23 protein-coding genes and 1 tRNA gene are annotated in these 25,077 nt (G+C 41.9%); 12 read left to right on the plus strand and 12 right to left on the minus strand.

The genetic code is table 11. The features are described from left to right. Window positions 1-8: 8 nt before the first annotated feature. Both KNQ05_RS04420 and KNQ05_RS04425 read left to right on the plus strand, forming a co-directional pair. A complete protein-coding gene (locus tag KNQ05_RS04420; RefSeq protein ID WP_088837287.1) occupies window positions 9-1,529 on the plus strand; it encodes a GGDEF domain-containing protein in 1,521 nt (506 codons plus the stop codon). Window positions 1,530-1,826: 297 nt separating this feature from the next. Further along, window positions 1,827-2,045, plus strand: coding sequence for a hypothetical protein (locus KNQ05_RS04425; RefSeq protein ID WP_088837286.1), 219 nt, complete (start codon window positions 1,827-1,829; stop codon window positions 2,043-2,045). 68 nt (window positions 2,046-2,113) lie between these two features. On the opposite strand, the gene KNQ05_RS04430 is transcribed toward KNQ05_RS04425, so the two are convergent. Beyond that, a complete protein-coding gene (locus KNQ05_RS04430; protein WP_214765090.1) occupies window positions 2,114-2,977 on the minus strand; it encodes an AraC family transcriptional regulator in 864 nt (287 codons plus the stop codon). 270 nt (window positions 2,978-3,247) lie between these two features. On the opposite strand from KNQ05_RS04430, the gene KNQ05_RS04435 reads away from it, so the two are divergent. Then, complete coding sequence (locus KNQ05_RS04435) at window positions 3,248-4,447, plus strand: MFS transporter (protein ID WP_088837284.1); 1,200 nt, start codon at window positions 3,248-3,250, stop codon at window positions 4,445-4,447. Window positions 4,448-4,468: 21 nt separating this feature from the next. Continuing rightward, window positions 4,469-6,745 carry an alpha-galactosidase gene (locus KNQ05_RS04440; RefSeq protein WP_214801810.1) on the plus strand — a complete coding sequence of 759 codons (2,277 nt, stop codon included), beginning with the start codon at window positions 4,469-4,471 and terminating at the stop codon, window positions 6,743-6,745. A gap of 170 nt (window positions 6,746-6,915) precedes the next feature. On the opposite strand, the gene KNQ05_RS04445 is transcribed toward KNQ05_RS04440, so the two are convergent. Genes KNQ05_RS04445 through KNQ05_RS04455 form a run of 3 tightly spaced genes read right to left on the minus strand, consistent with a single transcriptional unit; the run spans window position 6,916 to window position 8,845 of the window. Further along, window positions 6,916-7,392, minus strand: a complete 477-nt coding sequence (locus tag KNQ05_RS04445) for a dihydrofolate reductase (protein ID WP_088837282.1) — start codon at window positions 7,390-7,392, stop codon at window positions 6,916-6,918. Further along, the gene (locus tag KNQ05_RS04450) at window positions 7,389-8,183 is read right to left on the minus strand and encodes a thymidylate synthase (RefSeq protein WP_214801807.1); all 795 of its coding nucleotides are present in this window, start codon (window positions 8,181-8,183) and stop codon (window positions 7,389-7,391) included. The genes KNQ05_RS04445 and KNQ05_RS04450 overlap by 4 nt, the downstream gene beginning before the upstream one ends. Window positions 8,184-8,230: 47 nt before the next feature. Further along, window positions 8,231-8,845 (minus strand): hypothetical protein, encoded by a 615-nt coding sequence (locus KNQ05_RS04455; RefSeq protein WP_088837280.1) that lies wholly within the window; start codon window positions 8,843-8,845, stop codon window positions 8,231-8,233. Window positions 8,846-9,062: 217 nt separating this feature from the next. Here KNQ05_RS04455 and KNQ05_RS04460 point away from each other — a divergent pair, with 217 nt between their 5' ends. Then, a complete protein-coding gene (locus KNQ05_RS04460) occupies window positions 9,063-10,730 on the plus strand; it encodes a glycoside hydrolase family 13 protein (RefSeq protein ID WP_214804466.1) in 1,668 nt (555 codons plus the stop codon). A 45-nt stretch (window positions 10,731-10,775) separates the two neighbouring features. Here the strand turns inward: KNQ05_RS04460 and KNQ05_RS04465 are convergent, their stop codons facing one another. From KNQ05_RS04465 to KNQ05_RS04475, 3 genes are all read right to left on the minus strand, one after another. Next, complete coding sequence (locus KNQ05_RS04465; protein ID WP_214804467.1) at window positions 10,776-11,132, minus strand: PilZ domain-containing protein; 357 nt, start codon at window positions 11,130-11,132, stop codon at window positions 10,776-10,778. Between the two features lie 89 nt (window positions 11,133-11,221). After that, window positions 11,222-11,920: a queuosine precursor transporter gene (locus KNQ05_RS04470; RefSeq protein WP_088837277.1), complete on the minus strand. Its 699-nt coding sequence runs from the start codon at window positions 11,918-11,920 to the stop codon at window positions 11,222-11,224. Window positions 11,921-12,012: 92 nt separating this feature from the next. Next, window positions 12,013-12,495, minus strand: a complete 483-nt coding sequence (locus KNQ05_RS04475) for a GNAT family N-acetyltransferase (protein ID WP_214804469.1) — start codon at window positions 12,493-12,495, stop codon at window positions 12,013-12,015. 212 nt (window positions 12,496-12,707) lie between these two features. Here KNQ05_RS04475 and KNQ05_RS04480 point away from each other — a divergent pair, with 212 nt between their 5' ends. The 3 genes from KNQ05_RS04480 (at window position 12,708) to KNQ05_RS04490 (ending at window position 15,224) form a co-directional block, all read left to right on the plus strand. Further along, window positions 12,708-13,022 (plus strand): hypothetical protein, encoded by a 315-nt coding sequence (locus KNQ05_RS04480; protein WP_029330516.1) that lies wholly within the window; start codon window positions 12,708-12,710, stop codon window positions 13,020-13,022. A gap of 143 nt (window positions 13,023-13,165) precedes the next feature. Continuing rightward, window positions 13,166-14,338, plus strand: a complete 1,173-nt coding sequence (gene tnpB, locus KNQ05_RS04485) for an IS200/IS605 family element RNA-guided endonuclease TnpB (RefSeq protein WP_214804471.1) — start codon at window positions 13,166-13,168, stop codon at window positions 14,336-14,338. 88 nt (window positions 14,339-14,426) lie between these two features. Then, window positions 14,427-15,224, plus strand: a complete 798-nt coding sequence (locus KNQ05_RS04490; RefSeq protein ID WP_088837274.1) for a class I SAM-dependent methyltransferase — start codon at window positions 14,427-14,429, stop codon at window positions 15,222-15,224. A gap of 69 nt (window positions 15,225-15,293) precedes the next feature. On the opposite strand, the gene putP is transcribed toward KNQ05_RS04490, so the two are convergent. Together putP and KNQ05_RS04500 are read right to left on the minus strand one after the other, a co-directional pair. Next, window positions 15,294-16,766 carry a sodium/proline symporter PutP gene (putP, locus tag KNQ05_RS04495; protein WP_088837273.1) on the minus strand — a complete coding sequence of 491 codons (1,473 nt, stop codon included), beginning with the start codon at window positions 16,764-16,766 and terminating at the stop codon, window positions 15,294-15,296. A gap of 332 nt (window positions 16,767-17,098) precedes the next feature. After that, window positions 17,099-18,268: a MalY/PatB family protein gene (locus KNQ05_RS04500; protein ID WP_214765081.1), complete on the minus strand. Its 1,170-nt coding sequence runs from the start codon at window positions 18,266-18,268 to the stop codon at window positions 17,099-17,101. Window positions 18,269-18,712: 444 nt separating this feature from the next. Between KNQ05_RS04500 and KNQ05_RS04505 the strand changes: the two genes are divergently transcribed. The 3 genes from KNQ05_RS04505 (at window position 18,713) to KNQ05_RS04515 (ending at window position 20,713) form a co-directional block, all read left to right on the plus strand. Further along, window positions 18,713-18,783 (plus strand) — tRNA-Thr (locus KNQ05_RS04505). A gap of 94 nt (window positions 18,784-18,877) precedes the next feature. Then, window positions 18,878-19,756: a helix-turn-helix domain-containing protein gene (locus KNQ05_RS04510; RefSeq protein WP_088837271.1), complete on the plus strand. Its 879-nt coding sequence runs from the start codon at window positions 18,878-18,880 to the stop codon at window positions 19,754-19,756. A gap of 87 nt (window positions 19,757-19,843) precedes the next feature. Beyond that, on the plus strand, window positions 19,844-20,713 hold the full coding sequence (locus KNQ05_RS04515; RefSeq protein ID WP_214765080.1) for a helix-turn-helix domain-containing protein: 870 nt from the start codon (window positions 19,844-19,846) through the stop codon (window positions 20,711-20,713). Here KNQ05_RS04515 and KNQ05_RS04520 read toward each other — a convergent pair. Continuing rightward, window positions 20,710-21,339: an FMN-dependent NADH-azoreductase gene (locus tag KNQ05_RS04520; RefSeq protein WP_088837269.1), complete on the minus strand. Its 630-nt coding sequence runs from the start codon at window positions 21,337-21,339 to the stop codon at window positions 20,710-20,712. The two genes, KNQ05_RS04515 and KNQ05_RS04520, sit on opposite strands and share 4 nt — an antisense overlap. A gap of 167 nt (window positions 21,340-21,506) precedes the next feature. Here KNQ05_RS04520 and KNQ05_RS04525 point away from each other — a divergent pair, with 167 nt between their 5' ends. After that, a complete protein-coding gene (locus tag KNQ05_RS04525; protein WP_214804473.1) occupies window positions 21,507-23,351 on the plus strand; it encodes a putative bifunctional diguanylate cyclase/phosphodiesterase in 1,845 nt (614 codons plus the stop codon). Between the two features lie 60 nt (window positions 23,352-23,411). Here the strand turns inward: KNQ05_RS04525 and KNQ05_RS04530 are convergent, their stop codons facing one another. Both KNQ05_RS04530 and KNQ05_RS04535 read right to left on the minus strand, forming a co-directional pair. Beyond that, window positions 23,412-24,089: an amino acid ABC transporter permease gene (locus KNQ05_RS04530; RefSeq protein WP_214765078.1), complete on the minus strand. Its 678-nt coding sequence runs from the start codon at window positions 24,087-24,089 to the stop codon at window positions 23,412-23,414. Further along, window positions 24,086-24,928, minus strand: a complete 843-nt coding sequence (locus tag KNQ05_RS04535; protein WP_088837266.1) for a transporter substrate-binding domain-containing protein — start codon at window positions 24,926-24,928, stop codon at window positions 24,086-24,088. Before KNQ05_RS04535 ends, KNQ05_RS04530 begins: the two co-directional genes overlap by 4 nt. Between the last annotated feature and the right edge of the window lie 149 nt (window positions 24,929-25,077).

Raw genomic sequence — 25,077 nt, forward strand, 5'->3', positions numbered from 1 at the left:
AGGATGTTTTGAGAAATAAACAAATGCAGTTGGAGAAACAAATCAATCAGACGATTCTGATGGTAGAACGTTTATTGCGGATGGAATCCGTCCCGACAGCGGAATTACTAGTGTTCGCCAGTTGGCTTGAGCGGCTCGGTCAACAAGAAAGCATGGAGTTCTTTGCGCGACAAGCGACGCGGCTTGAACAAGAACTTCCTTCAGAAGAAAAGACGATTGGTCATGAGGTGGTAAAACTTCAATTACGACCTGTCATCGACTATTTATCTGCATATGGTCGTAAAAAAATGGTCCGAAAAGAATTAATCGTCTCAATCACGAAACGGTTTCTTGATAATGTCCAGTGGAAAAAGGCGTTAGAAAACGAACGTTACATGACCCGTTTTTTTGGATCAGTCGAAGATATGCTTGAGGTCGGTTACGATTTACCGACGGATGCATTGTTGATTGACTATGAACTTGTCCGGGCTTCAAAAAAGGTACAGCTAGATAAGTTAATCAAAAAATTAGAGGCGACGTTCACCCCTTTGATTATTATCGGAGAGGAAAATCAACAGACGCGTCAATATTGTTACCAGCTCGGAGCAGATGATTACTGGGATGAAACGGTGACGCTCATCGAACGACAAATCCGGTTGAAACGGCTACTACATAAGCTGCGAATTGTCTCATCTACGATTCTTGTTGATGAACTGACCGGGGCGTTCAATCGTAAATACTTACAGAATGCTTTTCAACGGCGTGTGTCACGCCTTGCGCGTGACGGTCAATTATTTGCACTGGCAATCTTTGATCTCGATCATTTTAAGCGGATTAACGATTTACACGGACATCCGACAGGGGATCTCGTGCTATCTGAGCTTGCATCTTTAACGAAACAAGCAATTCGCCAAGAGGATGAAATGATTCGATTTGGTGGAGAGGAATTCATGTTGCTCTTTAGTACAGAGCATGTGGAAGCTGCGTGTGTAACGATGGGGAAAGTTCGGGAACGAATCGAACGGCATACATTTCCTAACGGTCTAAAGGTCACCGTTTCAATCGGTGTAACGCTTGTCTCTCAACCATCGTTTGACCTTGAAGAGATGACATCCGAAGCAGATGAAGCACTTTATCAAGCTAAACGAAAAGGACGGAACCGTGTCGTGGCGTACTCGGTCGCAACGGAAAAAGAAAAGATTGAAGGCTTGATAAAAATTGACGGAATGCCTTTGCAGAACTTGAGTCAGCTTGACGTACCGGAGCATCCAAAATATCATTTCCGTGTGTTACCATACGAGGATCCGGCAGAGGCTGTAATGCAACTTAACTTTGTTCCGTTATCGATGATTGCGGAAGCGGATTTCCGTCTGCTCGATCAATGGAAACACGAACGCGAACATACGATTGAAACGATTGTTACTGTCATGGAGGAAAGTACGCTGCTTGGAGAAGCATTACAACGGGGGGTCGTCGATTACTGTCTACTTCCCCTCGAATCGAATCAAATCGAAGAACAGATTCGGCAATGGGTGCTTCGGTTATCATGATTCTTTCGATGTGATGGTTTGCGCACTATAAGTTGATGATTACGATATTTCCCGGAAGTCTTGCATATCCTCGAATGCTTCATAGCACTTGATTGGAGAAGATATCTATTTCAGTACGGACTAAGTAAATTATAATAAATCAATGTTATCCTATTCGTTATTTTCCGATTCAATTAAGCATAGATATGATATGTTAAATTTAGCTGGTCAGGGTGAAATTTTAAGGCCGACTCAAGTCATCGACTTATCATAGCACCATCACTGTTGCGACAGGCAGACGGTTTAGGGAGGTTCATAATGACACAATTTAAAGCAGTTGCTGAAGATATGTATCAAACGCTTCTTACGAAGGAACATCAATTGATAGAATTGATTAAAGCTCAGAATAAACCGGACGATGAATTGGAACGGACTTTATTTGCGATTCGCGTTGCAAAGGATATTCTTGAAAATCGAGTTGTTTTTGGAAAAACAGTAACCATTACATATCCGCAAGGACAGTTAATCTTACGGTAAATGTATTAAAAAATAAGGAAATTCCTTTTAGAGTACGTCTAAAAGGAATTTCCTTATTTGCAGTGTGGCTAAAAAGATAATTGTGCTTTCTTTTTACGAAATTCACTTGGTGAATAACTACTTTCTTTTCGGAATACTTTATTGAAGTAATTTGAATTTGGATAACCTATTTCTTTAGCGATTTGATCAATTGTTTTAGACGTCTCTGTTAAGAGGGCAGCAGCTCGTTCGACACGAAGCCGAGTAATGTAATGGTTTGGCGTCATACCGACAGTCTTTTTGAACAAGCGCGAGAAATGGTGACGTGATAACCGAGCGACCGTCGCTAAGTCCTCAATACCCAACGAATCTGCATAATGTTCATGGGCGTAAACTAAAGAACGAGCGATAGAGGGCGGTGTGTCGGTTAGCATGTCGGTTGGATTAGCAAGAAATGTTTCGAGTGCCATCAAAAAAGTATAACCAAGAGCCGAAGCTTGAAATCCATCTGAAATCGTATCACTTGCTGCTGCATCATAAATAGTGGTTAATCGTTTAATCGGTTCAGATTCCGGATGAAAGCGGACGACAGGACCGAATCGTTTTCGTAGCTTAGTGAAGCAAAGGTTAGCAATTTCACCTTGTAATGTAATATAGATGAACGTCCAATCAGGCTCTCCCTCAATGACACCATATTCAAAATCACTTGGAACAGAAACAATGAAGCCATGTCCGGGGTCAAGTCTATAATTTTTTCCATCTATACGTAATTGACCTGTGCCGGAAAGTGTATATTGAAAAATCAGACTTCCTTTATCGCGACGCTCTAATCCATTCCACTGATAGAGAGAGGATGTTTGATGATCTTTTCCAACCGACCAGATTTGAACAATATCATTTACGAATTCCGGAAAACGAAAAGCATAAGAACCATATTCAATCTCATTTGTCATATCATTTCTCCTGATAGCATAAATTAGCTAATTAAAAAGCATAAAATGATTAAATAAAACTAAAAATATTTAAAAATAATCATTTCAAATATTTATTTCGTAAATATAGCATAAAATAGCATAGAAAACGCTCTAAATTTAAAAAAAGAGCACAATAAGACGTAAAATGAAGAAGAAATAGCTTCTTGTGATAACGCTTACAAAAAAATAAACTAATTATAACGAATTCAGTACTTCATACATCATTTAAAGGAAACGGGGTCTATTGTAATGGAATGGAAACAACACTTTGACACACCTAAAAAGGTAGCTGCGCTGATCATTATGTTCTTTGTTATGTTTACGCTTGGAGCAATTAATTATTCAAAAGGAGTAATACTCCCGCGTGCCCAAGAGGATTTAGGGTTTGGTTATAACGACATTGGAATAATGATGGGAATTTACTATACGGGATTTTTCTTATCAAGTTTATTTGGAGGATACATATCAGATAAACGCGGTATCCGGTTCATGATGGCAGGTGGAACGATCATTATGATAATCGGTTTGACTGGTACAGGATTTTCAAACAATTTTGCAATATTTGCTTTGTTTTATGCGATCGTCGGGATAGGGCTTGGAACGATGACGATTGGTTCAAATGCAATTGTTCCACCCATTTTTCCACAAAAACAAGGCTTAATGTTTAACGTCATGATGGGAGTATACGGAATTGGTGCATTCATTGCTCCGCTCCTTTTGAACTATCTATTTGGCGTTGCTGTATCTTGGCGTACAATCTATATCGTACTCGGGGTTACTTTAATCCTCTTTGCATTCTATACACTGAAGGCGCCAATGCCTAAGCAAACTGTTGAAAAGGAAGCCCTTGATTTAAAACAATTTTTTGGGATGTTAAAAAATCGTCAGTTCGTTTTATTGATGTTGTTACTAACACTATACGTTGGGGCGGAAGCGGGATTTGCCAGTTGGCTTCCAGCCTATCTTGAAGGAATTCAACTGGAAGAAGCCCGTTCAAAAGGTGCGTTGTATCTTTCAATTTTCTTCGCTGTTTTTACAATAGGACGTTTACTGGGGGGAATCATCGTCGATCGATACGGTGAAAAACGAGTGATTTTCGTTTTTGCATCTCTTGCTATTTTGACATTTAGCTTCGCTAAATTCGGTCCAGATTCGATTGCCATATTATATGGTGTGTCAGGTGCATTTTTTTCAGTCATTTTCCCGACGGCAATTGCGCTCGCTACATCGCTATTTAAAAATGCGGGGTCAGCACTTGGGTTTTTATATACGGCAGCAGGTCTAGGTGCGATGTTTTCAACTTGGCTCGTTGGATATATGATGGAATTTGTCGGTGTTCGTGCCGGTTTTAACTTACCGCTGTTCTTCTTGATAGGGGTTGTACTCTGTACATTCTTCATCAAGGATCAAGTCAAAGAAGTGAAACGTAATCAGGAAGAAGCTTCTTAAAAGAGAAAGGAGGAATTTTCTATGGCGATTTATTACAATAGTTCACCTACACCACAATTTCATATTCAAGGTAAGGATTTTAGCTATATTCTTCACGTTTTACCGAATGGTCAGCTTGGTCATTTATATTATGGAAGAAAAATCAGGCATCAAAAGAATTTTTCACATCTTATGCGCCAAGTACCACGAGCAACCCTTTCATGTGTCACAGAGGGTGACCTTGCTTTTTCGTTAGAAACGACACAACAGGAATTTCCGAGTTACGGTACGACGGATTATCGCGAACCTGCATTCCAAGTCGTACATGAAACAGGGCATCGAATAAGTGAGTTAATATACGTATCACATGATCTTTTTAAAGGGAAATCGAAACTTGATGGTCTTCCTGCTACTTATGTAGAAGATGAAACAGAGGCAACAACCTTAAAAATAACGTTACGTGATGAACAATCCGGTCTTGAGACTATTTTGTCATACAGTGTTTTTGAACAGACAAATGCATTATCCCGTCAAGTTAAGTATTGTAATACGGGACAGGGACGACTTGAATTAACACGTGCACTCAGCATGTCAGTTGATTTAGACGATGCCGATTATGAACTGCTACAGCTATCAGGTGCGTGGGCGCGTGAACGACATTTAGAGCAACATCATTTACGTCCTGGGATACAGAGTATCTCAAGTACGCGAGGAACAAGTAGCAGTCAACACAATCCATTTTTGGCCTTGAAACGTCCCGGTACGACAGAGCATTCTGGTGAAGTATTCGGATTCAGCCTAATCTATAGTGGAAATTTCTTAGGGCAAATCGAAGTTGATCATTTTAATACGACCCGTGTCCAGCTTGGGATTCATCCATTTGATTTTAAATGGATACTTGATGCCACGGAACAATTCGAAACGCCGGAAGTCATTTTAGTATACTCGAATCAAGGTATCAACGAGATGAGTGAAACTTACCATCGTTTATACCGGACGCGATTAGCGAGAGGTGTTTGGCGTGATCGTGAACGACCAACCTTGATTAATAATTGGGAAGCAACTTATTTTGACTTTGATGAAGATAAAATTGTTACGATTGCACAAACTGCACAGAAACTAGGTGTTGAATTGTTTGTTCTCGATGACGGATGGTTCGGTCAAAGAGAAGATGACACAACATCTCTTGGTGATTGGTATATCAATGAAAAGAAACTTCCAAATGGAATGCCACACCTTGTCAACCGGATCAGACAGACTGGACTGTCATTTGGTTTATGGTTTGAACCGGAAATGGTGTCAAAAAAAAGCCGACTATTCCAGGAACATCCGGACTGGATTATCGAAGTACCTGGCTATCATCATTCACATGGGCGTCATCAATATGTACTTGATTTTTCCCGCGAAGAGGTTGTAGATCATCTCTTTGAACAAATGACTACTATATTAGGAAGTGCCGACATATCTTACGTCAAATGGGATATGAACCGGTATATGACTGAAATTGGTTCTGCTACGTTACCGTATGAACGACAGCAGGAAGTCGCACACCGATATATTTTAGGGGTTTATGCACTTTACGAACGATTAATCGAAGCGTTTCCAGCTATTTTATTTGAATCGTGTGCAAGCGGGGGGGCCAGATTTGATCCTGGTATGTTGTATTATGCACCACAAGCTTGGGCCAGTGATGATACGGATGCAGTCGAACGATTAAAAATTCAATATGGAACGTCAATTGTTTATCCGCTCAGTTCTATAGGAGCACATGTATCGGCTGTACCGAATCATCAAGTCCACCGTCATACGAGTCTTGCCACTCGTGCAAACGTAGCGTTCTTTGGTACATTCGGATATGAATTGGACATCACTAGACTGTCCTTCGAAGAGCAGGAAGAAATCAAGCAACAAATTCATTTTTTTAAGAAGCATCGTAAGTTATTGCACACGGGCATCTTTAAAAGATTAGTCAGTCCTTTTGACGGAGATGGCAACGAGACAGCATGGTCCGTCATCTCTGGAAATAAAGAAGAGGCCCTTATTGCTCACTATCAGGTATTAGCGCGTCCTAATCCACGTTTGAAACGGTTAAAGTTGAGCGGGCTTGATCCAGAGAAAAATTACAGGGTGAATGGAAACGTATATTCTGGTGATGAGCTTATGTACATCGGTCTGAGCTTACCAGAACCTTACACGGGAGCTGACTTGCAGCAAAAAAGCCAGCAAGGAGACTTTAGTTCAATTCTGTATCACTTGGTTGCTGTGCGAATCGAACAAAACTATCTGGAAAAGACGAGTTTTACAAAAGTGGTAAATTAATAAATAAAGTAAAGGAAGACTCTCAGTCGACATCGAAGGATTAATCAAAAATCTCTTGAACGAGGGACCTTTGATTTCGTGCTTCCCGTCCAATTTTATATGTGGAAGCGTTCTTAAACGATACAAAAAGATGACCCCTGCTATGTAGTAAAAGGGGTCATCTTTTAATGTTATTGTTCAAAGCATTTTATCGAGAATGCAAATGTATTTTCTTTGTTAGCCGGATAAAATGCTTCTTCTAATAAAGTGAAGTGCGAAGGGATGGAGGGATAAAAAACATCCCCGTCGATCTCGGCTTCAATTTCGGTCACGTAGAGACGTTTTGCAACTGGCAAGGTTTGGCGGAACAGTTCGCCGCCCCCGATCAAAAAGACTTCTTCTTCTGAATTAATTATGGCAGAGAGTGAATCGAGATTGTACCAAATCGTGACACCGTCTGCTTGAAACTGTTCATCTCGCGTAACGACGATATTTTGTCGCCCGGGTAACGGACGTCCGATTGATTCAAAAGTCTTTCGCCCCATGATGATCGGTTTGCCAAGTGTCACGCGTTTAAAATGAGCGAGGTCAGCTGGAAGATGCCAAGGCATCTCATTATCACGACCGATGACACGATTTTTCGTATAGGCGACGATATGTGAAATCATACGGCGACGACTCCTTTAATGTGTGGATCAGGATCATACTCTTCGATGATGATATCTTCGAAACGGAAGTCCTCTATACGAGTCACTTCGCGGGCGAAACGGAGCCGTGGGAGTGGTTTGGGCGTCCGACTCAATTGAAGATTAACTTGATCCATGTGATTGGAGTAGATATGTGCATCTCCTAACGTATGGACAAAATCCCCGACTTCAAGTTTACAGACATGTGCGACCATATGTGTCAATAAGGCGTATGAGGCGATATTAAACGGTACTCCCAAAAAGACGTCTGCCGAACGCTGGTAGAGCTGACAAGAAAGTTTGCCGTCGGCGACGTAGAATTGAAACAAGAGGTGGCACGGCGGTAATGCCATCTCGTCTACTTGTCCCGGATTCCAGGCACTGACGATGAGGCGGCGAGAATCTGGATTTGTTTTGATTTGCTCGATGACATTTGCGAGTTGATCAACTGTCGTTCCGTCTGGCTTAGGAAAGGAACGCCATTGTGCTCCGTAAACCGGACCTAGATTCCCGTCTTCGTCTGCCCACTCATTCCAAATTCGAACTCCGTTTTCTTGTAGGTAAGCAATGTTCGTGTTCCCAGAAATGAACCAAATCAATTCATGGATGATTGATTTCATATGTAATTTCTTCGTCGTGACCATCGGAAATCCGTCCTTAAGCGGGAACCGCATTTGATGACCGAAGATGCTCGTCGTCCCGGTTCCCGTCCGATCTTCTTTTTTTGTCCCGTTCGTCAGAATTTCATGGCATAGGTCGTGATATTGTTTCATTTGCAAAACTCCCCCTCTAACTCTCTGTTCCCTTATTGTATCTGAAATCAGGAAGATGAGCTAGAGACATGACGGCGAAAGAGATAGCTGAATAGTCCGAATAGCGGGAGGAAATCGCGCCACATCAACTTTTTTTCATCGCGTGAGCGAATGCGGTATAACATAAAAATTTGTAAAATATAAAACATCACGAGGTCGACGGCCATCGTTCGGACGAACTGATTCGTCATGAAGTAAAGCAAGAAAATCGACCAATCGGAACGGGCTAACGCAATCCAGATGATGCACGCTGAAAGGACAGCTAACAGAGGAACGGCAATCAATATCCAAGTGCGCCGACGAAACGGAAGAAATGTCTGTCGCGGAATGGCGAGTGCGAGGTAAGGCATCAAAACGAACGATCCGAGGACGAAGGCGCCGATACTTGCTAACATCGGTGAAGGTTTTAAAAATCGTTTTTCGTCTAAGAACATCATAAAGAATGCAAGCGGATAAATGCCTAGCAGTGTAAACAGGCTCAGGGCTGACGTGTCAAATTGACTTTGATCAAACCGAAGAAAAGAAAATAAAAAACCGTCCGGAAAAACACGATTGTTTCCGAAGGATAAAATAAAGACGATGGCAACAATCCAAATTAAAAATAAAAAATAGCGACGATACACGATGAAACGCCTCCCTTCTCAAATTATTTTCCTCAATCAGTATACTTTAAACATCAAAAGTCTGTGGAAACGGATGTAAAGGTACTGTTTAAAATATTGGAATTCACTTGTTTTAAGTCAAAATGACATGGTACGATGGCGATGAAGTCGTTGGAAGCGCTTAACCGAAATGTGCAAGCGTTTGCCTAAAGCAATCATGGAGGAGTGATGACAAAGTATGGAACAAAAATGGTGGCATGATAGTGTTGTCTATCAAATTTATCCGCGTAGCTTTAATGATTCGAATGGGGATGGAATCGGGGACCTCGTCGGAATCATTGAAAAACTGGATTACTTAAAATTACTCGGGATTGACGTCATCTGGTTGAGCCCGGTCTATGATTCGCCGAATGATGACAATGGATATGATATTCGGGATTATGAAGCGATCATGAATGAGTTCGGGACGATGAATGATTTTGATCAATTGCTTGATCAAGCGCACGCACGGGGAATTAAAATTGTCATGGATTTAGTCGTCAATCATTCTTCAGATGAGCACGCTTGGTTCGCAGAATCACGAAAAAGTAAAGACAATCCGTATCGGGACTATTATATTTGGCGGGCAGCGAATGACGATGGTACATTGCCGAACAATTGGGGCTCAATCTTCTCCGGCCCAGCGTGGGAGTTAGATGAAGCGACGAATGAATATTACTTACACCTCTTCTCGAAGAAACAACCGGATCTGAACTGGGAAAATGAAAAATTGCGTCATGAAATTTATGCGATGATTACGCGCTGGTTAGACCGTGGAATCGACGGGTTCCGAATGGATGTCATCAACTTGATTTCGAAAACTCCAGGCCTGCCGGATGCGGATGTTGCACCGGGGGCATTGTATGGCGACGGGGGACAACACTACGTCAATGGTCCGCGGATTCATGAATACTTAAAAGAGATGAACGATGCGTCGTTCGGGAACTATGATGTCCTGACCGTCGGGGAAATGCCAGGGGCGACGACGGAAGATGCGATTTTATATACGGATCCAGCGCGTGACGAGGTCAACATGGTCTTTACGTTTGAACACATGGATTTAGATTCAGGTCCAGGTGGAAAATGGGACGTCTTACCGTTTGACTTACAAAAATTAAAGGACAATTTCACGAAATGGCAAGTCGCGTTACACGACAAAGGCTGGAACTCACTCTATTGGAACAATCATGATCAACCGCGTGTCGTCAGTCGCTTCGGAAATGATACGATGTACCGGGTCGAATCGGCGAAGATGCTCGCGACGTTGTTACACTTGTTAAAAGGAACACCGTACATCTATCAAGGAGAAGAAATCGGGATGACCAATGTCGCCTTCGAGACCATTGAAGAGTATGAAGACATCGAGATTCGGAACATGTGGAAGGAACGGATGGTCCAAGGAGCAAATCCTGAAGCATTACTGCAGGCTGTCCATCGAAAAGGACGCGATAATGCACGGACACCAATCCAGTGGAATGCAGAGCAGCATGGCGGCTTTACGACAGGAACGCCGTGGTTGAAAGTCAATCCAAATTATCGTGAAATTAATGTCGAACGGGCGTTAGAAGATCCGAATTCGATTTTTTATTACTATAAGAAGCTGATTCAGTTGCGTCATGAACACGATTTGGTCGTCTACGGGGAGTATGCGTTGCTCGAAACGGCTAATGATATCTATGCGTATTCGCGGACTTATGAAGGAGAAACGTGGTACGTGTACTGTTCGTTTGCAGAAGAAGAGACAACAGTCGAGGTCGCACACGATACCTCGGATATCATAATTGGAAACTATGCCACTGCCCCGACGAATACAGATCAAGAAGTCGTTTTGCGTCCATATGAAGCGGTTGTCTATCGAACGGAATAAAAAAACAGCCCTTTTCTCATTGAGAAAGGGGCTGTTTCATCACACTTAAAGTTCATTTTTAGCGATATGTTTGACGGCTTGAACAATCGATTCACGGTCTTGTTTAGTCGTGTGTAGATGTAGTCCGTATAACCGCTCCGTTCCAATCCACTTTTCGTGTAACAGTTGCCCTTCAATTTTTAAAGGTTCCGTGTTGGCAAGCAACGAAAACTCGACGATGATTGTTGTCGTTTTCTGTAAAGGTAACTTGAGTGGGGTCGTGATGGCGATACCACTTGGAGAAATATTATGGATGTGCATCAATCCAGCTGGTGTGCGGCGTCCGTCTTTAACGAGGTAAAACTCACCTGTGATCGGTTCTTTAAAGGTATAGCGAAAAGGTTCATTCCGTTTGATTTTCAATCATCCCACCTCCCACTTCCCATTATCCGTTAATTCAATGAAATCTTCCATCCTCGATTTGATGAATGAAGTCATTGGATTTTTTGATGTCAGGCTGCGAGATCCGTCGAATCAGCAGGCGGGTTCATCCGTTTCGCGATATACATAAATGGTGTCGCGAGCCATGCGATGACGAACTTCGCAACATACGTCGTCAAAAAGATTTGCCACCAAATATCAAACGGGAGACTGTGAAAAGCAATCGCGCAAAACGTTAACGTATCGAGCAATTGGCTGATGACTGTTGAACCAGTTGTTCGGAGCCATAAATTTTTTTCACCCGTCTTTTGACGAATCTTCGAATACATGAAGACATCAAATAGTTGTGAGACCAAATAAGCAGAAAGACTACCGAGTGCAATCCAAGGTAATAAACCGAATAATAAGTTCATCGATGAAGACATGTCCTTCGCGAAAGCATCATTTAGAGGTGAGTAAAGGAGACTGTATTGCATGAGGATGGTCGTAGCAATCAAAGAGAAGAATCCTAAGAAAACACCTTGACGCGCAACTTTTTTTCCGTATTTTTCATTCAAGATGTCCGTGGCAAGATAACAACTTCCATACACGACATTTCCTAATGTGAAAATGTACGAGTAGATATCGACTTGTTGTGTTACTTGGATATTGGCGATGATTGTCGCGATCGCAATCCAGACCATCAATCCCGTTCTACCAAAAAAACGATAACTAAGTAATAACAATCCCATCGTTAAGATAATCGAGGGGAACCATAACCATTCATTCATAAATAATGTGCTCCTTTCTAGGTCATACAGAGCAAAATTTTACGCGTAATTTTAAAATATGTCAAAAAAAAGACGCTCGAGAGCGTCGGTGGTCAATCGGGACGTTGAAGCGAATAACGTTTTCGACGGCCTTTGACGAAGTACCCGTCTGATTCCTGAAAGTCATTGGAAAGGAAAATTTTCCGTGCAATCTGTTCATGAGGTGATGTCGGTAAGACGCGAGCACGTACTTCGTATACTTCAAGGACGTTCGATGTATGCAAAGCGGACTTAACAGCCTTTGTTCCATAACCTTTCCCGCTGTATGAATCAAAAATCATCAAATCGAGCTGGAAGTAATGACCCATTTTTAATAACAAGACACGACCGACGACTTGGTCTTCGACGATAATGTCAAAATAGAAATCCTCTGGGTAACTGTGTTCGAGTGAATCAAAGGCACGAGTGGTCCCGAGTTCCTGATCGTAGCCTCGAATCTCTTGTTTCGTCAGTCCGTAGGCCGGCTCGCCATATTTTACGAAATGTTCGAATTCCACTTGGTCTACATGTCGTAGTGTTCGACGTTTTAAATCCATGACGTTATCCTCCTCTGATAGCAATTACCTGTGCATGTTCATTATAGCGAGTAAAAGAACGAAAAAGCAAAAGATAGCCGATGGGAAGGGAGGAGGGGCATCTTTAAAAAAGTATTCGGAAGCACCTGTAAACGGAATGTCGTTGTATCATTTGACGTCGAATATGGTAAAGTAATGATGTAGACATATATGTATTGGAAGGAGATGGAAAAATGTTCACTGAACGAGATGGTATTAAATTACGCCTCGAGCAAATCGAACGATTGTATGCTGATTTGAATCGTGAGGCAAAACAATTGACAGAACGCTTACGTCAGTTGGATGAGCAAGGTGATGATGTACGACATGATGTTGCGTTAAATAAAGAAGATCGGGATCATTTGAAATCAAGTATCGATGAGACGTTGCAGGCATTATTGCAACGGACGACAGTCGACGCGAAAGTCGAGCAAGAAAAACAGGAAGATTTGATTTCTAAAAAAGCACTCATCGAAGATATCGAAGGGTTATTGAAGAAAAAAAAATAAGCTGGCCTGGGCTAGCTTATTTTTTTTCTAAATTAGGCGAGAATACGCCCACTTCTAAACGATCAGGGTGAAGATCGAGTGAAGGTGGGAGATGAATCGCCACCCTCTCTTTCAGGTATATCCGTTGTAGGGAGGTGAACGTCATGTTGACTCACAAGGCCTACACATTCAGAATCTACCCGACAAAAGAGCAGAAAATCCTGATTGCGAAGACGATCGGTTGTTCGCGCTTCGTCTTCAACCACTTCTTAGCGAAGTCGGATGAGACGTATAAAGCGACAGGGAAGGAACTGTCCTACGGTTCTTGTTCGAAAGAACTCCCGTCGTTGAAGCATGCGTTCGACTGGCTGAAGGAAGTCGATAGCACGTCTGTGCAAACGAGCGTCAAACATCTTGCTGATGCCTTTGATCGCTTCTTCAAGAAACAGAACGAACGACCTCGCTTCAAGTCAAAGCGTAACCCCGTTCAATCGTACAAGACGAACATTCAAGGCAAGTCTCAACTTCCAAAAGTCTCGATCGTTGGCGCAAAAATCAAAATTCCAAAGCTGAAGTGGGTGCGCTTCGCTAACTCGAGGCAGGTCGTCGGACGCATCTTGAACGCGACCATCCGGCGGAACGCTTCAGGAAAATACTTCGTCTCCCTGCTCGTCGAGCAGGAGAGCAACGAAATGCCGAAGACGGGCTCATCCGTCGGTGTCGATGTCGGGTTGAAGCACTTCGCCATCTTGTCGGACGGCACGGTGTACAAGAGTGACCGTTACTTCCACTCGCTTGAGAAGAAGCTAGCGCGCGAGCAACGCAAGCTCTCTCGTCGTCAACGGTTGGCCTTGGAGAAGAAAGTGAAACTTTCCGAGGCGAAGAACTATCAGAAGCAGAAGCGGAAGGTCGCCCGCATCCACGAAAATATCGCGAACAAGCGAACCGACTTCCTGCACAAGGTATCGACCGAGATCGTCAAAAACCACGACGTCATCGGCATCGAGACCTTGCAGGTGAAGAACATGCAGAAGAATCGCAAGTTGAGCAAGTCCATCTCTGAGGTCAGTTGGTCGGAGTTCTTCCGCATGCTCGGATACAAGGCGGCATGGTACGGAAAGACCGTCGTGAAAGTCGGCAAGACCTTCGCCTCTAGTCAACTGTGTTCCAGTTGCGGACATCAACACAAAGACGTGAAACATCTTGGCTTGCGTGAATGGACATGCCCGAGTTGCGGCATCCATCACGACCGCGATGTGAACGCAGGATTGAATCTTAAACAAGAAGCTGAACGCCTCTTAGCTTCTTCAACCGTCGGGACGACGGGGTTAGCCTGATCAGGTTTCGACCGTCAGGTCGGATAACTCAGGAATCCTACACCTCTAAGCGAAGCGTAGGTGGAGGTAGTTCAAGGGAGTGAATCAAGTGAAGAAAGAACAGGTGTTGTTGACAACATGTTTAAGACCGACCGCTGCCGTCGAAACACGCTTACATCAGTTGATGCAAGAGGGAGCGCTAGACTTTCAGGTTGTCGAACGTAAAAAACACAGCATTCAGTCGTTACAACAAACCCACCGCTTACCCCTTTTAGTCGTTGACAAGCAACGGTTGGAATATTATCCGTTAGATGAAGAAGCCTCGTTTTTCTTTCATCCGTCTAGTGCGGTCTTTCGGATAAAACAATTTGATGCATCGGGTCATGATCCATTAATTGCAATCGCCAAGCTTAAGCCGGGAATGACCGTTCTTGATTGCACGCTAGGATTAGGAGCGGATGCAATCGTCATGAGCCATGCTGTCGGCTCAAGTGGTCAAGTCGTAGCGTTAGAGAGTAAAGCAGAAACGGCACTCATCGTTCGTGAAGGACTGATTGCTTGGCAAGAAGGCTATGAGCCGATCAATGATGCCATGCGCCGGATCGAGGTGCTGAACGAACAACACATCCGTTATTTAAAGACCTTGCCCTCGGATTCATTTGATGTCATCTATTTTGATCCAATGTTTGAAAAGACAGTGACGGAGTCGACGCATTTGAACGGCCTGCGCACCCTTGCTGACTATGAAGTATTATCGATTGAGGCAATCGAGGAAGCAAAACGAGTCGCAAAGAGACGAATCGTCTTAAAAGCCCATTTTGAGAGTGAGTTGTTTAATCAATTTGCTTTTGAGCGTATTAAACGGAAATCATCGAAACTTCATTACGGTGTGATTGAATTGACGTAATCTAGTACGACGAAAAAATCTCCACCCTCATCAGTCGACGACTGAACAGGATGGAGATTTTTTTAGTGTTTATTGTGTGACTTCTTTTAATTCTTCTTCCATATCATCAAACTTGTCTTGTACAGAGTCAACAGGTTGTTTCGTAAGAAGGCTGACGACGACTGTAAAGAGAAGACTTGTAAAGAATCCTGGAACCATCTCATAAAGCGTATCGCTAAAGTTGAGTTGGACCCATAGAATAACTGTGACGGCACCAGAGATAATTCCGGCAAGTGCCCCTTGTTTCGTCATCCGTTTCCAGTAAAGTGAAAGCAAGATGATTGGTCCGAATGCAGAACCGAAACCAGCCCATGCGTAACCGACAAGTGAAAGAATCGTCGCTGAAGGGTTCCAGGCAAGGAATGTTCCGATCACTGCGATGGCTAAAACTGCACCACGACCGATTAAAACAAGTTGTTTGTCTGACGCTTCTTTATGCAAGAACGTCTTATAGAAGTCTTCCGTCAGCGCACTTGATGTAACGAGCAGCTGAGAAGAAATTGTCGACATGATTGCTGCCAAGATGGCTGCCATCAAGAAGCCAGTGATATACGGGTGGAACAAGACATCAGCGAAACGAATAAAGACCGTTTCTGGGTCACCGAGTGCATTACCTTGTCCTTCAAAGTAGGCAATCCCGACAAGACCTGTCAACATCGCACCTAAAATTGAGAAGAACATCCAACCAATCCCGATACGACGGGCTTTTTTCAAGTCCTTAACAGAACGAATTGCCATAAAGCGGACGATGATGTGGGGTTGACCGAAGTAACCAAGTCCCCAAGCGAGGAATCCGATGATTCCGAGGACAGTCGTTCCTTTGAACGGATCAAATAGTGTAGGATCTAAGTTGTCCGCATAGTTGAATGCGCCGTCGACACCACCAACATCCGTCAATGCGACGATTGGTACGAGAATGAGGGCGACGAACATGATACAACCCTGGACGAAGTCGGTCCAACTGACTGCGAGAAAACCGCCAAAGAGTGTATAGGCGACAACGACCGCAATCGTCAAGAGCATACCATAATGATAATCAAAGCCAAATGAACTTTCGAACAATTTACCACCCGATACAATACCGGCTGAAGTATAGAACGTAAAGAAGACGATGATGACGATCGCAGAGACCGTCCGTAAGATACGTGATGTATCTTTAAAACGATTCTCCAAGAAGTCTGGAATCGTAATTGAATCGTTTGCCATTTCCGTATAGAGACGAAAGCGTGGAGCGAGGACGATATAGTTGATGTAACAACCAATCAGTAATCCTAATGCAAGCCAAAGTGCTGAAACGCCGGTAGCATACATGGCACCAGGAAGTCCCATCAACATCCAACCACTCATGTCAGAAGCACCAGCAGATAGTGCTGTTACGCCCGGTCCTAAGTTACGACCGCCTAACATGTAGTCTTCCGTGTTTGTCGTTCGTTTATACGCGATGTAACCGATGGCAAGCATCATAAATAGATACAGGCCAATTGAAATCCATTCTTGCGACATAAAAATAAATCCTCCCATGCATGTAGTTGTCGTCGTCTGTTCGGGATAAAAAAGTTAAAAAGTGAACATCGATGACTTATTTGTTCCCAACCTTACAGGTGACAAAACTACATTGCAAGTCCTTGCAAACAGGCGGAAAATGGCTTCAAGCCTAGTCTATCAAGGGGTTGGGACACTTTTCGTCCCTGCTAAAGTTCTAATTTTCTGATTTTCGTCACTTTATTGTAATGGTTAAATCGGATGAACGTATTTCAGTATTTGTGAAATTAGTGTAAAATGTGAAAAATTAAAAAACAGACTAGCATGTGCTAATCTGTTTAGAGAAAAATCATTTACATCAAGCTGAGGTATGCGTCATGCAGCCGGTCGAGTGCTTCGTCTAGTTGGCGCCGCGGGCATCCGAAGTTTAAACGTTCGAATGTCACGCCGTTCGTTCCGAATGCTTTTCCATGGGTTAAGGCGAGGGATGCTCGTTCAACGAGCCAAGTCGCACGGTCGTCTTCGGTCAATCCGAGGCGCTCAAAATCAATCCAAAGTAAAAAGGTTGCATCAGGTTTGACGACAGATAGTAACGGCATCTCCGTTTCGATTCGTCTGAGAGCATGGTCACGATTCTGCTCTAAATATAAGAGAAGTTGGTCAAGCCATTGTTCGCTCGCTTTATCCTCATAGGCAGCGATGATTGCTGTTGAGGCAAACGCGTTCGGATGAACAAAGTTTGCTTGCTGGACACGTTCGATTTCCAAACGAATGGTTTCGTTCGGAACAACTAGATAAGAAGCATAAAGTCCTGGAATGTTGAATGTTTTTGAAGGTGCACTGACGAGAATTGCCTTCTCATATGAAAATGCTGAAATCGGATGGTGTTTGTTACCGGAAAAAATCAAATCAGCATGGATTTCATCGGACAGAAGATAAACGTCATATTTCTTGGCCAACTCAACAATTGTTTCAAGTTCACTCCGATTAAACACCCGACCAGTTGGATTATGGGGACTGCATAAAATCATCATTTTCGCAGTTTTCATCTGTGCTTCAAGACTCAAGAAATCAATTTCATAACGTCCTGCAATCAAGCGGAGCGGATTTTCAATGAGCGTTCGATTGTTCGATTGAATGATTTGGTGAAACGGGGGATAAACAGGAGTTTGAATGATGACCTCATCATGCTCATCGGTCAGTGCCAAGAGACTGTGTGCTAGAGCAGGGACGACGCCACTCGAATAAAGGAGCGATGATTGTTTAATCTGTTGATCATAACGTTTCAAAAACCAGTTTTGAATGGCTTGTTTGGCTCGATCTTCGAATAGGGAATAGCCGAAATGACCGTGTGCAATCCGTTTTGTTAATGCCCCGACGATTGAATCCGCTGGTCGGATATCCATATCGGCGACCCACATCGGAATTAATTCTTCTGCTCCATATAAATCTTTTAAGCCGTCCCATTTTACCGAACCCGTCATTTTTTTATCAATGATTTCATCAAACATGTAATCTTTCATATGCCTCGACTCCTTCGTAAAATATGATTCATGTCTTCACCTTAGCGAACGGATTGAAATTCAGCAAGTTGAAAAATTGTAGGTTTTAGAGTGTACGCTTTTGGGAAAAACCATAATCGTACACAAAAAATAGACGGGGTGAATAAGATGTTGCATTCAAAAGTATTGGTAGGACGTACGCCTGAGGAGTTAGAAGAACGAATGAATCATTTCTTCGAAGAAAACGGAGTCGGTTCAAATTCAATCATTACACTTAAGTTTTCTACATTCGTTGCATCAAAAGCAGACGAACATTACTCAGTTCTTATCGTGTTCGATAATTCGCTAACAAAAACCGTATTATAAGTAAATAACTCTTCTAAATTGGCAGACTTGGCAACGTCTGTCAGTTTTTTTATTGAAGAAATATTTCATCTAAGCTATACTGATATCAGAAATATGTACGCTTCCGTAGGTTAATGGCAGACCTCAGCAATGGTAATGCTGCAGTGCGAGTTCGATTCTCGCCGGAAGCATCGAATAAATAAGTCTTCCGTAACAAGTAAAATTAACTTGGACGGGGGACTTTTTTTACTCTATTTGCTCGTTTTATATTAAAGGAGAAAAAGAATGACTTCTGTACAACGAACAATTGGTACGCGCTTAAAGAAATTACGTCAAAAGAAAAAAATTACTCAACAAGAATTGAGCCGAAATATTTGTAGTCAAGCTGAAATTAGCAAAATAGAAAATGGGAAAAATTCACCGACGATTGAACTACTTCAAGATGTAGCGAAAAAGCTACGTGTTCCGGTCTCTTTCTTTTTTATGGAGGAAGAAGAGATAGAAGAATTTCACCGAATTGATCATCAAATAACACAATTGATGCGTGCTCAAAAACATGCAGAGATTCTTAAAATCATCCCACAGAAACTAAAAAATACGACTGCAGAAGGCACGAGAATTTTATTGAGATATTATCAATTGATTAATGAAGTGGAAATGAAAAAAATTGATTATCGTACGTGTATTTCTCAGTTATTGAAGTTGGTAAATGATAAATTAATCCTTGAAGAGTACTTTTTAATTTATGTCAGGATTCAGATGGCTGTTGCCGTCCTGTATACTAATAATAAAGAATACATGCATGCTCACAATATTTACAAAGAGACTTTGAAATTAGATTATGTGACCGATGATTATAAAAAATTAATGCTAAAAGTAAAATACAATTATATTAGAAATTTGATTAAACTGAAAAAATTTTCACTTGTGATTGCAGAGTCCACCGAGGGCATTAATGAAAGCAACAAAATGCAAGACATGAGTTATCTGGGGCACTTTTTTTATCAGCAAGGATATGCGCTTGAACAAGTGTGTGCGTCGTCAGAAAAAATTAAAGAAGCATATACGCAGGCTTACGTAGTATTTATTGCTACTGAAAATAAGGCGTATAAAGAAATACTAGATGAATACCTATTCGAGTTAATGTATTTTACGATCGATTAGCGTTCTGCTTATATTGATCGTATTCTAATTGAATTGGTCCTAAAAAAAGTTATCAGCTTACTTTCAGTATGAAGGAAGGAAAGAAGAATGAATTCATTACCACTTTCCATTGGAAACGAAATCAAACGAATTCGAAAAGAAAAAAAATTGACACAAAAACAATTGTGTGATGGGATTTGCAGTCAAGCAGAAATCAGTAAAATTGAGAATGGACGAAATTCTCCAACAATCGATTTATTACAACAAATTGCGAAGCGGCTCCGTGTACCCATATCATTATTATTTCAGGATCGATTAGAAAGTGAACAATATCGTAAATATGATATGCATTTTTCTCAATTACTTCGAGAAAAAAAGTTTGGACAATTAGAGGAGGAAATATCTAAAAAAATTGTGAATCAAACGAAAGAAATGACGTTATTAAAGTCTTATTTTGAGATTTTATTAAAATTTAAAATAGCTCATATTGATTATCGCACGGCCTCTTCATTGTTATCTCATCTGACAAAGAAAGAAGACATTTGGTATGAGTCTCCTCAAGTGTTCATTCGAATCAAAATGGCAATTTCTAATTTGTATGCTGAAAATGACCAATTTCATTTATCAGAAAAAGTATATTTAGAATTAGAATCTTTATCATATGATACGTTGGAATTAAAGAAACAGTTATTAAAAATTTATTATAACCATTCGCAACTGCTGACATTTCAAAAAAAATATGATGAAGGAATGGCGTTAACGGAGAAAGCATTAGTAGAAAGTCTCGCTTTGAATGATTCTTCCTTTATCGCTCATTTTTATTATCAACGTGGATACTATAACGAAGTATTAGGAAACATTGAATCGACGAAGCGAGACTATACGGTTGCTTACACGTTATTTCGTACTTTTCATTTAAAGACTTATGAAAAAATTGTACTTAACGGAAAAAAGGACTTTTTATTATTCACATTCTAAAAATCCATCCCAGCCTTCTCACATGCAAAGAGGGCTTTTTGAATCCGTTCTTCGGCTTGATTCGGATATTGTTGGTGCCCTTCGAGAATGATGGATTTGACATCCGTGATTCCGAAAAATTGCAGAATGTCCTGCATATACCGTACGGCATGGTCGGATTCGATTTTATCAGGCGTTGAATAGTCACCTCCACGAGAATGTAAGAGTAGTACACGTTTACCAGTCACAAGTCCGACGGATCCTTCAGCAGTGTAATGAAACGTTTGCCCGGATTGCGCGAGATAATCCATATAGTTATGCAAGGGAGCAGGAACACTTAAATTCCACATCGGAAAAGAAAAAACGATTTTTTCTGATTCTAAGAAACGATTTAAATATTCTTGTAACCGTTCCGCCTGTTCGGCTTCCTCTTGATCGAGCGTTTCCCCTCGAAATAGTTTCGCGGCAGATTTAGCGAGACGTAAATCAAAAAAAGGAAGGCGTTCTTCAAATAAGTTTAGGATGGTAATCTCATCTTCTGGATGTTCCTTGCGATAGGAAGCAAGGAATGCGTTATTCATCTGTGAACTAAGACTTTTCGATTGATGTGTACTATCATTGGCTTCGATAAACAGCAGATGGCTCATCGTTAAGCTCCTTTCTTAGCATATAATTAACACTTCTTTTAATGAATACCCGTTTCTCTTTTCATTTAGACGTTTCCAACTAAATCATTATTTTAGGAAAAATTAGGTTTTATAAGTATGATCTAAAGGAAAAAGACAATTGGATAGAACAGAAAAGAGGGATTCCTATGAAAAATCAGCAGCGACCTTCTTCCGCCAGTCTTCAGTATAATCGAGAAGCAAAAGCGAACTATCAATTGTTTGGCTCCATCATTTTAGTTCTGACGAGCTTGGGTGCGATTTTGTATGTGCTTACTAGTTTACTCAGTACATCCGGCTTGAACAGGTATGACCTTTTACGTGCTGGACTTATTTTTCTCGTAGGCATTTGTCAATTTCTGCTTGGGAAAAGTAATATGCCGGATCGTCTTAAACCCCACGTGATGTCGAGTGTTTTTTTACTAATTCCTTTCATCTATTATCCCTTCCTCGAAAGTGGTGCTCAGACCGTTTGGGCAGCTGCGATTCTTTTTTTACTGAGTTCTCTTGTCGTCATTAATCGAACGATGCTCGTCTATGCGACGGGGACGACGATCATTTCTCTCTTATACATTTGGTTTAATGCACCGAACGTCACGTCCGTTACTAATACAGCAGATTATATCGCACGAATCGGCTTAGTCATCATTGCTGCGCTGATCAGTTTATTGATTCATCGTCAGTACGTGACACGATTAGAACGTAATATCGAGTATCTTTCACGCTTACAAGAGCAAGCCTTTCTTGATCCGGTAACAAAACTCGCTAATCGGTCTTATTTCGTTCTTGAAGTCGAAAAAATTTCAAGCGAAGGAGATGCAATTTGTTTAATTGATTTAGATGACTTCAAAACGGTCAATGATGCCTTCGGTTACCGGACGGGAGATCGCACGTTGCATATGGTTGGGAGTAGACTCATGAATCGTTTTCCCGATTGTTTAATTGCCAAAGCAAGCGGAAGTGCTTTTTTACTTCATGCGAAAGGTCATGCTGGTATTGAACTGCTATGCGAGGAGGTTTTAACATGTGTCGCTGAACGCGTACAAATTGATTTCAAACAAATCAATGTCACAGCGAGCATCGGTGTTTCTTTTATTTATGACGAATCCATTGATCATGTCATCAATGATGCAGAAGTTGCATTGTTCACAGCTAAATCGAACCGAAAAAACACGTATGCAATTACGGATGCAGAGACTCAAAATCAGCGTAAGCGAGCGCTTCAGCTGACACGCGATTTGTACGATGCAGAACTCGATCGAGATTTTTTTGTACTGTTTCAACCGCAAGTAGAAGCAGACAGTCACAAAATTACTGGAGCGGAAGCGCTTGTGCGTTGGAATCATCCCAAGTATGGAATGATTTCCCCTTTAGAGTTCATTCCGATTGCGGAGCGGACGCGTTTTATTGAAACGCTAGGAGGATGGGTGATGCGCCGCGCTTGCGCGCAAGGAAAGACGTGGTTGGATCAAGGACATGGAGCGATTACGATTGCAGTCAATGTCTCCCCGTGGCAATTAAGGCAACCCGATTTTACCGAAAGAGTACTGACGATTCTTGAAGAGACACATTTTCCGGCATACTTGCTTGAAATCGAAATGACAGAACATATTTTTATCGAAGGAACGAATCAGATTATCGAGACCTTAAACGAACTTCACCTTCATGGGATTCGAATTGCACTTGATGATTTCGGGACAGGTTTTTCTTCAATGCAAACACTCGTAGAATTACCGTTCGACCAGTTAAAGATTCCTAAAGAAATCGTTCAAGAAGCAATCCGTTCAGATGAGAAGCGTGCAATCATCGAGATGATTATTCAGTTAGGAAGACGGTTAAACATGACGATTGTTGCTGAAGGGGTCGAGTTAGTCGAAGAAGCAAGGTTATTAAATCAGTTAGGGTGCCATACGTTGCAAGGTTATTTGTTCCATAAACCTCTTCAAGCTATACAAATTGAACTCTTTTTAGCTAAGAACTATAGACAAGGCTAAAGCACCGCCCGCTTGACGAGTCGACTTTCCTCGTCAATCGGGCGGTGCTTTTTATGTCGGTTAAAGATAACGAGCAAAATGACGCTCTAGAACTTCTTGTACAGCTGCAATCAATGCGCAAATTCCCCAATAGATGAAGGCGATTACGAAATAAACCGTCATGTAATCGAATTCGCGTCCACCGACGATTTTTGCACGTTGAAAGATTTCTGGGACGGTAATCATCGCAGCTAAAGAAGACGCTTTGACTAAATCGAGTAAAACGTTCGATAAAGGTGGGATTGCCAAACGAATCGCTTGCGGGAGAATGATTCCGACTAGGACGCGATAAGGAGAGAGGCCGAGAGACTGGGCAGCCTCTCTTTGTCCTTTGTCGACAGACACAATGGCGGAGCGAATGATTTCTGCCATGTACGCAGCACTGTTTAGACTGAAGCCCGTTATCGCTGCTGTTAGCGCATCGAGTTCGATATTGATCACAGGTAAGCCGAAGTACAGCATGAAAAGAATCACGAGGATCGGTACACCGCGCATGAATGAAATATAGAGCGTCGCAGTCAGGCGTAAAAAACGAGACGCTGATAAACGAGCAAGTGCAAGCAACAAGCCGAATATCAGACCTAATCCCATGCTTGCGAATGCAATCCATAATGTATGTCCAAGTCCTCCTAAGATAAAGGGAAACGCATCAACCGCTAACTCAGGATTAAACACGGAGCGCCAGTCGACATTGCTCAATTCACATCCACAATCGTCGTTTTGACGTCAGGCATTTTTGAAACATCTTTGTTGGCGTAATATTGCTTTGATAATTTTGCGAGCGTACCGTCTTTTTTCATCGCCTCGATTTGAGCGTTAATGTTTGATTGGAGCTCTTTATTATCAAGATCCATGATGAGACCGACTTGACTCGGATTATAGGCGATGTCCGGGTGGATCGTGATGTCGAAGTCTTTGAAGAAATCGACAGCAAGGCTTTGAAGATAATAGTCGTTCAAGATGACATCCGTTCGACCATTCGAGACGTCGCGGAGATATTGATCGTTCGTTGCATTATCATATGTGACTTCTTTTGCACCATATTTTTTAGCGATTTGCATGTAAGTCGTCGTTGCCTCGCCAGCTGCTTTTTTACCTTTTAAATCCTCAAGAGATTGTATGTCAGATAAATCACTTTTACGAACGATGGCCGTTCCGTACGTATACTTGTAAGGTTTTGAAAATGCGAATTTTGCTTTCCGTTCTTCTGTGATTGTAATATCGTTTGCGGCAAGATCGACTTGTCCAGTATTGACGCTCGTCAACATACCATCGAATGACATCTCTTTGAAGTTTACTTTTAGATCGAGTCGTTTTGCGACTTCTTTAACGACTTCGACGTCAAAGCCAGTCAACTTGTTGCTCTCTTCATCATGAAACGACGTTGGATAAAGTGTTCCGGCAGTAGCTACTGTCAACGTCCCCTCCTTAACGATTTTGTCATATGCTGTCGTCTTCTCTTCTTCCTGACCACAAGCGCTAAGGAAAAGGGTAGTTCCTGCAATCAAGAGCCCTGTCCACTTTACTGAATTTTTCATAACGTACTTCCTCTCTAATCAAAATAATAGATTTCTCTTTATTAAAAATACCACGCTTGAAACACTCGTTGCAAAAAATAAAATTTAAACGAGAATAATTCTTCTGAAAAAATAATTAGTATGATTATTCATCTTTATGTAAGCGTTAA

The sequence above is a fragment of the Exiguobacterium sp. s125 genome, from assembly GCF_018618605.1.
Taxonomy (GTDB): domain Bacteria; phylum Bacillota; class Bacilli; order Exiguobacteriales; family Exiguobacteriaceae; genus Exiguobacterium_A; species Exiguobacterium_A oxidotolerans.

Coding starts and splice junctions, on each gene's coding strand:
- KNQ05_RS04475 (WP_214804469.1), bottom strand. CDS start 12,495: ATGGATTTAAAACGTCGAACACTACGACATGTAGACCAAGTGGAATTC.
- tnpB (WP_214804471.1), top strand. CDS start 13,166: ATGTTGACTCACAAGGCCTACACATTCAGAATCTACCCGACAAAAGAG.
- KNQ05_RS04445 (WP_088837282.1), bottom strand. CDS start 7,392: ATGATTTCACATATCGTCGCCTATACGAAAAATCGTGTCATCGGTCGT.
- putP (WP_088837273.1), bottom strand. CDS start 16,766: ATGTCGCAAGAATGGATTTCAATTGGCCTGTATCTATTTATGATGCTT.
- KNQ05_RS04435 (WP_088837284.1), top strand. CDS start 3,248: ATGGAATGGAAACAACACTTTGACACACCTAAAAAGGTAGCTGCGCTG.
- KNQ05_RS04520 (WP_088837269.1), bottom strand. CDS start 21,339: ATGAGCCATCTGCTGTTTATCGAAGCCAATGATAGTACACATCAATCG.
- KNQ05_RS04515 (WP_214765080.1), top strand. CDS start 19,844: ATGAATTCATTACCACTTTCCATTGGAAACGAAATCAAACGAATTCGA.
- KNQ05_RS04470 (WP_088837277.1), bottom strand. CDS start 11,920: ATGAATGAATGGTTATGGTTCCCCTCGATTATCTTAACGATGGGATTG.
- KNQ05_RS04460 (WP_214804466.1), top strand. CDS start 9,063: ATGGAACAAAAATGGTGGCATGATAGTGTTGTCTATCAAATTTATCCG.
- KNQ05_RS04525 (WP_214804473.1), top strand. CDS start 21,507: ATGAAAAATCAGCAGCGACCTTCTTCCGCCAGTCTTCAGTATAATCGA.
- KNQ05_RS04430 (WP_214765090.1), bottom strand. CDS start 2,977: ATGACAAATGAGATTGAATATGGTTCTTATGCTTTTCGTTTTCCGGAA.
- KNQ05_RS04510 (WP_088837271.1), top strand. CDS start 18,878: ATGACTTCTGTACAACGAACAATTGGTACGCGCTTAAAGAAATTACGT.
- KNQ05_RS04500 (WP_214765081.1), bottom strand. CDS start 18,268: ATGAAAGATTACATGTTTGATGAAATCATTGATAAAAAAATGACGGGT.
- KNQ05_RS04480 (WP_029330516.1), top strand. CDS start 12,708: ATGTTCACTGAACGAGATGGTATTAAATTACGCCTCGAGCAAATCGAA.
- KNQ05_RS04440 (WP_214801810.1), top strand. CDS start 4,469: ATGGCGATTTATTACAATAGTTCACCTACACCACAATTTCATATTCAA.
- KNQ05_RS04535 (WP_088837266.1), bottom strand. CDS start 24,928: ATGAAAAATTCAGTAAAGTGGACAGGGCTCTTGATTGCAGGAACTACC.
- KNQ05_RS04425 (WP_088837286.1), top strand. CDS start 1,827: ATGACACAATTTAAAGCAGTTGCTGAAGATATGTATCAAACGCTTCTT.
- KNQ05_RS04450 (WP_214801807.1), bottom strand. CDS start 8,183: ATGAAACAATATCACGACCTATGCCATGAAATTCTGACGAACGGGACA.